A 7,058-nucleotide genomic window follows, 5' to 3' on the forward strand; every position below is an offset into this window, starting at 1 on the left:
CCCGGACGTAGTCGATCACCGCTGCCCCTCCGCCGTCTCCGCCCCCGCCGTCTCCACCCCGACCGTCTCCGCCCCGACCGTCTCCGCCCCCACCGTCTTCAGCACGACCGGGCCGCGCGGCGTCCCGCACTTGCGCTCGCAGCCCGCCCAGTGCACGGGGGTCGCGGGGGCGCACTCCAGCCCGCCGACCCACCGCCGCGCCTCGCCCTGCACGTCACCGCGCGACTTCGCGCATCCGGGGCTCCCGGTGCACGCCGACACCCCGACCCAGGGCGACGCCGCATCGACCGCGAACCCCGCCGCCCCGAGTTCCTCCGCGACCCGGCCCACCGAATCCGAGCCGAGGTCCCGCACCACGACGCTCCGCCAGGGGGTGACCCGCACGTCGTCCGCCGCCTCCGCGAGTGCCCCGGCCTGCGCACCGGACATCCGCCCGAGCGGAGGCACGGCCTCAAGCGCGGTGAGCCCGCCGCGCTGCGGGATGGCCCCCGCATACGGGCGGCGCGGCTCGGGAAGTTCGCGGATTTCGCCGAGTTCCGCCCCGAACCGTTCCGTGAGCCGTTCCGCGACGAGCCGCGGCCCGTCCGGCACCTCCGCCAACCGCCACGCGTCCCCCCGGACGTCGAGGAACGCCTCCGCGGCCGCCACCAGCAAATCGATCGCACCGGCACTCACACCGGCACTCACGCCCGCACCCGCACCGTCCATGGACGGCCGATCGCCGGCCGGTACGCCGAGCAGCAATGGCGAGTCGGCGAGGCGGAGGCCGGCCGGAGTGCAGGTCAGGTCGGCGCCGAGGGCCGCGACGTCGCCCGTGCCGTCGTCCAAGGCGAACAGGAAGCGGCCGGGCAGCCCGGCGAGCCGGGCGTTCGCGCACAGCGCCAGATCCAGCGCGGTGACCAGCGGGTCCGTCGCCAGGGTGCCGTGGACGCCACGTCCCCCTAGCGGGGAGGCCACGATGTTGCGGACCCGTTCGTGGGACGGCGAAGGCAGCAGGCCCGCCGCCTCCAGGCGTCCCGCGAGCCGCCCCGGATCGCGGACGCCGCGCAGCTGCAGGTTGCCCCGCGACGTCAGTTCGATCACGTCGCCGCCCAGCTCCCGGGCCGCGGCGCCGAGCACCCGGAGCTGCGCGGACGTCACCGCGCCGCCCGGGACGCGGACGCGCGCCAGCGGCCCGTCGGCGGCGTCGTGGGTGCGCAGCGCGCCGGGGCACGCGTCGGCGCGGGCTCTGACATTCGGCACGGGGAGGATGTTAACCGCACTTTGCGGGCGGGCCGCACTGCCGTACTGTTCTCCCCAGGCGATGGCAATGGGAGGAAGCCGGTGCGAATCCGGCGCGGTCCCGCCACTGTGACCGGGGAGCGAACCCCGCTGGAGGCCACTGTCCGCACGGACGGGAAGGCCGGGGCGAGCGTCGATCCGGGAGCCAGGACACTCCTGCCGTCGCGACACCCGCGACCGGGGCGAGGACCCCAGGGGGAGGAACGGCCGTGTCCGCCGGCACCGTGCTGCTGCTGTCGACGTCCGACACCGATCTGCTGAGCGCGCGAGCGTCCGGCGCCGCCTACCGGCTCGGCAACCCGGCGCGGCTCGCCGTGGCCGACCTGCCCGCGCTGCTCGACGGCGCCGCCCTCGTCGTCGTCCGGCTGCTCGGCGGGCGCCGCGCCTGGGAGGACGGCCTCGACGCGCTGCTCGCGGGGCCCCGCCCCGTCGTCGTCCTCGGCGGCGAGCAGGCCCCCGACGCCGAGCTGATGGAGCTGTCCACGGTCAGCGGCGGCGTCTGCGCGGAGGCCCACGCCTACCTCGCGCACGGCGGGCCGGGCAACCTCGCCGAGCTGCACGCGTTCCTGTCCGACACCGTGCTGCTGACCGGGCGCGGGTTCGCGCCGCCGGCGCCGGCCCCGGCGTGGGGGCTGCTCGAACGCGAGCCCCGCACCGCCGAGGGCCCGCTCATCGCCGTGCTGTACTACCGCGCCCACCACATGGCCGGGAACACCGCGTTCGTCGAGGCGCTGTGCGCGGCCGTCGAGGACGCCGGCGGCCGCGCGATGCCCGTCTTCTGCTCCTCGCTCCGCACCGCCGAACCCGCGCTGCTCGACACGCTCGGGCGGGCCGACGCGCTGGTCGTGACCGTGCTCGCGGCGGGCGGTTCGCGCCCCGCGGCGGCCGGGGCGGGCGGCGACGACGAGGCGTGGGACGTGGGGGCGCTCGCCGCGCTGGACGTCCCGATCCTGCAGGGCCTCTGCCTGACGACGAGCCGCGCCGACTGGGAGGCGAGCGACGACGGCCTGTCCCCGCTGGACGCCGCGTCGCAGGTCGCGATCCCCGAGTTCGACGGCCGCGTCATCACCGTCCCGTTCTCGTTCAAGGAGGTCGACGAGGACGGCCTCACCGTCTACCGGGCCGACCCGGAGCGGGCGGCGCGGGTCGCCGGGATCGCCGTGCGGCACGGCCGGCTCCGGCACACGCCCCCCGCCCGGCGCCGCGTCGTGGTGATGCTGTCGGCGTACCCGACCAAGCACTCCCGCGTCGGCAACGCCGTCGGGCTCGACACCCCGCTGAGCACCGTCCGGCTGCTGCGCCGCCTCGAACAGGACGGCTACGACCTCGGCGAGGGCTTCCCCGGCGTCCGCGAGCAGGACGGCGACGCGCTCGTGCACGCCCTCATCGCGGCCGGCGGCCAGGACGAGGACTGGCTCACCGAGGAGCAGCTCGCGGGCAACCCGGTCCGCATCTCCGCCGCGTCCTACGAGCGCTGGTACCGCACGCTCCCCGAGGAGCTGCGCGGGGAGATGGAGCTGCACTGGGGCCCGCCGCCAGGGCAGCTGTTCGTGCAGGACGGCGACATCGTCCTCGCCGCCCTCCGCGCCGGGAACGTCGTCGTGATGGTGCAGCCGCCGCGCGGCTTCGGGCAGAACCCCATCGCGATCTACCACGACCCCGACCTGCCGCCCAGCCACCACTACCTGGCCGCCTACCGGTGGCTGTCGGACGAGTTCGGCGCGGACGCGATCGTGCACGTCGGCAAGCACGGCAACCTGGAGTGGCTGCCCGGCAAGGCGGCGGGCATGTCGGCGTCGTGCGGCGCCGACGCCGCGCTCGGCGACGTCCCGCTGATCTACCCGTTCCTCGTCAACGACCCGGGGGAGGGGACGCAGGCGAAGCGGCGCGCGCACGCCGTCCTCGTCGACCACATGGTCCCGCCGATGGCCCGCGCCGAGACCTACGGCGACATCGCCCGCCTCGAACAGCTCCTGGACGAACACGCCACGATCGCCGCGATGGACCCGGCGAAGCTGCCGGCGATCCGCGCGCAGATCTGGACGCTGATCCAGGCCGCCAGGCTCGACCACGACCTCGGCCTGGACGACCGCCCGCACGACAGCGAGTTCGACGACTTCCTCCTGCACGTGGACGGCTGGCTGTGCGAGGTGAAGGACGCGCAGATCCGCGACGGCCTGCACGTGCTCGGCGAGGCGCCGGAGGGCCGGACCCGCGTCGACCTGGTGCTGGCCATGCTCCGCGCCCGGCAGATGTGGTCGGGGCGGGAGACGCTGCCCGGCCTGCGCGAGGCGCTCGGCCTGTCCGAGGACGGCTCCGCCGGCCTCGCCGCCGTCGACGCGGCCGAGGCCGCCGCCCGCGACCTCGTCCAGGCCATGGAGGACGCGGGCTGGGCCGCGGACGCGGCCGCCGTTGCCGCCCGGCGGGTCCCCGCCGAGCGCCGCGGCCTCGTGGCCCGGGTCCTGGAGTTCGCCGCCGCCGAGGTCGTCCCGCGCCTGGCCCGGACGTCCGACGAGATCGACCACGTCCTGCACGCCCTCGACGGCGGCTACGTCCCGGCCGGGCCGAGCGGCTCGCCGCTGCGCGGCCTCGTCAACGTCCTGCCGACCGGCCGGAACTTCTACTCGGTGGACCCGCGCGCCGTCCCGAGCCGCCTCGCCTGGGAGACCGGGCAGGCGATGGCCGCCTCGCTCCTCGACCGCTACCGCGCCGACCACGGCGGCGAATGGCCGCGCTCGGTGGGCCTGTCGGTGTGGGGGACCAGCGCGATGCGCACCGCCGGCGACGACGTCGCGGAGGTGCTGGCGCTGCTCGGCGTCCGCCCGGAATGGGACGAGGCGTCGCGCCGCGTCACCGGCCTGGAGCCGATCCCGCCCGCCGAACTCGGCCGGCCGCGCATCGACGTGACCGTCCGCATCAGCGGGTTCTTCCGCGACGCGTTCCCGCACGTCGTCGCCATGCTGGACGACGCCGTCCGCCTCGTCGCCGCCCTCGACGAGCCCGACGCCGACAACTACGTCCGCGCCCACGTGCGGGCCGACACCGCCCGGCACGGCGACGCGGGCCGCGCCGCCCGCCGCGTCTTCGGGTCCGCGCCCGGCGCGTACGGGGCGGGGCTGCTGCCGCTCATCGACAGCCGCAACTGGCGCGACGACGCCGACCTCGCCGAGGTGTACGCGGTGTGGGGCGGCCACGCCTACGGCCGCGGCCTCGACGGCGTCCCCGCCCGCGACGACATGGAGAACGCCTACCGCCGCATCGCGGTCGCCGCCAAGAACGTCGACACCCGCGAGCACGACATCGCCGACTCCGACGACTACTTCCAGTACCACGGCGGCATGATCGCCACCGTCCGCGCGCTGACCGGGACGTCCCCCGCCGCCTACGTCGGGGACAGCACCCGCCCGGACGCCGTCCGCACCCGCACGCTCTCCGAGGAGACCGCGCGGATCTTCCGGGCCCGCGTCGTCAACCCGCAGTGGCTGGCCGCGATGCGCCGGCACGGCTACAAGGGCGCGTTCGAGCTGGCCGCGACCGTCGACTACCTGTTCGGCTACGACGCCACCACCGGCGTCATGGCCGACTGGATGTACGACCGGCTCACCGCCGCCTACGTCCTGGACGAGCAGAACCGCGCGTTCATGGAGGAATCGAACCCGTGGGCCCTGCACGGCATCGCCGAGCGCCTGCTGGAGGCCGCCGAGCGCGGCATGTGGGAGCACCCCGACCCGAAGATCCTCCAGGGCCTCCAGGAGGTCTACCTCAAGGCGGAGGGCGACCTGGAGGACGACACCAGCCGCTGAGCCGCCTCCGGATGCCCGGCCCAGTGCAGGTGCAGGTAGGACGCGGTGATCCGGTCGCTGCCGTACCCGTCGCCGCCGCCCCGCCACCGGAACAGCGGCTCCGCGCCCCCGCCGAGGATCGTCCGGTGGAACTCGTGCCCCCGGAACCGCTCCCCGACGCGGGTCAGCGGCGACTCCGCGACCGCGACCGCCTCCCGGTAGCCGAGCGTCAGCCGGGACGTCATGCGCGCCTTCCCCGGCACGAGCCCGCACATCTCCCGCCCGTCGAGTTCCTCGCAGAGATAGAGGAGTCCGGCGCATTCGGCGGCGACCGGCCCGCCGAACGACCGCACGGCGTCCCGCATCGGCCGGTTGGCGGCCAGCTCGGCGGCGTGCACCTCGGGGAACCCGCCGCCGATGACGAGCGCGGCCGTCCCGTCCGGCAGGGCCTCGTCCCGCAGCGGGTCGAACACCGCCACGTCGGCGCCCGCCGCCCGCAGCAGCTCCACGTTCTCCCGGTAGGAGAAGGTGAAGGCCGCGCCGCCCGCCACCGCGACGACCGGGCGCCCGCCGACCGGCGCGACGTGCTCGGCCGGGTCCCACACGGGGCCGGGCAGCGGCGGAGCGGTCCGGGCGAGCCGCAGCAGCGCCTCCACGTCGCACGACCCGGCGACCAACGCGCCGAGCCGCTCCACCGCCCGCACGGCCTCCGCGCCGCGCTCCGCCGCCGGGATCAGCCCGAGGTGCCGGGACGGGTTCACGACCGCGTCGTCCCGCCGGACCGCGCCGAGCACCGGCACGCCCGCCGACTCCAGCGCGCCCCGGCACAGCTCCTCGTGCCGGTCCGAGCCGACCCGGTTGAGGACGACGCCGCCGACCCGCACGCCCGGCTCGAACGTCGCGAACCCGTGCACGAGCGCCGCCACCGACCGGCTCTGCCGCGCCGCGTCCACGACCAGCACGACCGGCGCCGCGAGCAGGCGCGCCACATGCGCGGTGGACGCGAACCCCGTGTCGCCCCGCCCGTCGAAGAGCCCCATCACCCCCTCGACCACGGCCACGTCGCAGCCGGAGGCGCCGTGCCGGAACAGCGGCGCGACGCGCTCCTCGCCGGCGAGCCACGGGTCGAGGTTGCGGCCGGGCCGCCCGGCGGCGAGCGCGTGGTACCCGGGATCGATGTAGTCGGGGCCGACCTTGTGCGGCGACACCGCCAGCCCACGCGCGCGCAGCGCCGCGACCAGCCCGGTCGCGACCGTCGTCTTCCCGCTCCCGGACGCGGGCGCCGCGATGACGAGCCGCGGGATCACCACTCGATGCCCCGCTGCCCCTTCTGCCCGGCGTCCATCGGATGCCGGACCTTGCCCATCTCCGTCACCAGGTCGGCGGCCCCGATGAGCCGCTCCGGCGCGTCCCGCCCGGTGACGACGACGTGCTGGACGCCCGGGCGGGAGGTCAGCGCCTCCACCACGTCGTCCAGGTCCACCCAGCCCCACTTGATCGGATACGTGAACTCGTCCAGCACGTAGAAGCGGTACGTCTCGGCGGCCAGGTCCCGCTTGATCTGCGCCCAGCCCTCCCGCGCGGCCGCCGCGTGGTCCTCCTCGGCGCCGGGCCGCCGGATCCACGACCAGCCCTCGCCCATCTTGTGCCAGGCGACCGGCCCGCCCTCGCCGCTCTCGCCCAGCACCCGCAGCGCCCGCTCCTCGCCGATCCGCCACTTCGCCGACTTCACGAACTGGAACACCCCGACCGGCCAGCCCTGGTTCCACGCCCGCAGCGCCATCCCGAACGCGGCGGTCGACTTCCCCTTGCCGGGGCCGGTGTGGACGATCAGCAGCGGCCGGTTGCGGCGCTGCCGGGTGGTCAGGCCGTCGTCGGGGACGGACAGGGGCTTCCCCTGGGGCATGTCAGGCCGCCTTCCCGTGCTCGCGCGAGTTCTTCCCGTGCTCGTTCTTCCCGTGCTCGTTCTTCCTGTGCTCGTTCTTCCTGTGCTCG

At 75.9% G+C, this 7,058-nt stretch carries 4 protein-coding genes and 1 riboswitch; of the genes, 1 reads left to right on the plus strand and 3 read right to left on the minus strand.

The features are described 5' to 3' along the window. Positions 1-15: 15 nt before the first annotated feature. Positions 16-1,242: a precorrin-3B synthase gene (locus ACIWVC_RS18695; protein ID WP_396454378.1), complete on the minus strand. Its 1,227-nt coding sequence runs from the start codon at positions 1,240-1,242 to the stop codon at positions 16-18. A 71-nt stretch (positions 1,243-1,313) separates the two neighbouring features. Further along, positions 1,314-1,437, plus strand: a riboswitch (cobalamin riboswitch). A 53-nt stretch (positions 1,438-1,490) separates the two neighbouring features. Between ACIWVC_RS18695 and cobN the strand changes: the two genes are divergently transcribed. Then, positions 1,491-5,084, plus strand: coding sequence for a cobaltochelatase subunit CobN (cobN, locus tag ACIWVC_RS18700; RefSeq protein ID WP_396454379.1), 3,594 nt, complete (start codon positions 1,491-1,493; stop codon positions 5,082-5,084). Here cobN and ACIWVC_RS18705 read toward each other — a convergent pair. Beyond that, the gene (locus tag ACIWVC_RS18705; protein ID WP_396451473.1) at positions 5,039-6,370 is read right to left on the minus strand and encodes a cobyrinate a,c-diamide synthase; all 1,332 of its coding nucleotides are present in this window, start codon (positions 6,368-6,370) and stop codon (positions 5,039-5,041) included. The two genes, cobN and ACIWVC_RS18705, sit on opposite strands and share 46 nt — an antisense overlap. Further along, the gene (gene cobO, locus ACIWVC_RS18710; protein WP_396451455.1) at positions 6,367-6,969 is read right to left on the minus strand and encodes a cob(I)yrinic acid a,c-diamide adenosyltransferase; all 603 of its coding nucleotides are present in this window, start codon (positions 6,967-6,969) and stop codon (positions 6,367-6,369) included. Before cobO ends, ACIWVC_RS18705 begins: the two co-directional genes overlap by 4 nt. Between the last annotated feature and the right edge of the window lie 89 nt (positions 6,970-7,058).

It is taken from the genome of Actinomadura sp. (assembly GCF_044508335.1).
GTDB lineage: Bacteria > Actinomycetota > Actinomycetes > Streptosporangiales > Streptosporangiaceae > Spirillospora.

Excerpts from the sequence above, each read along its gene's own strand:
- cobO (WP_396451455.1), bottom strand. The coding sequence starts at position 6,969 with ATGCCCCAGGGGAAGCCCCTGTCCGTCCCCGACGACGGCCTGACCACC.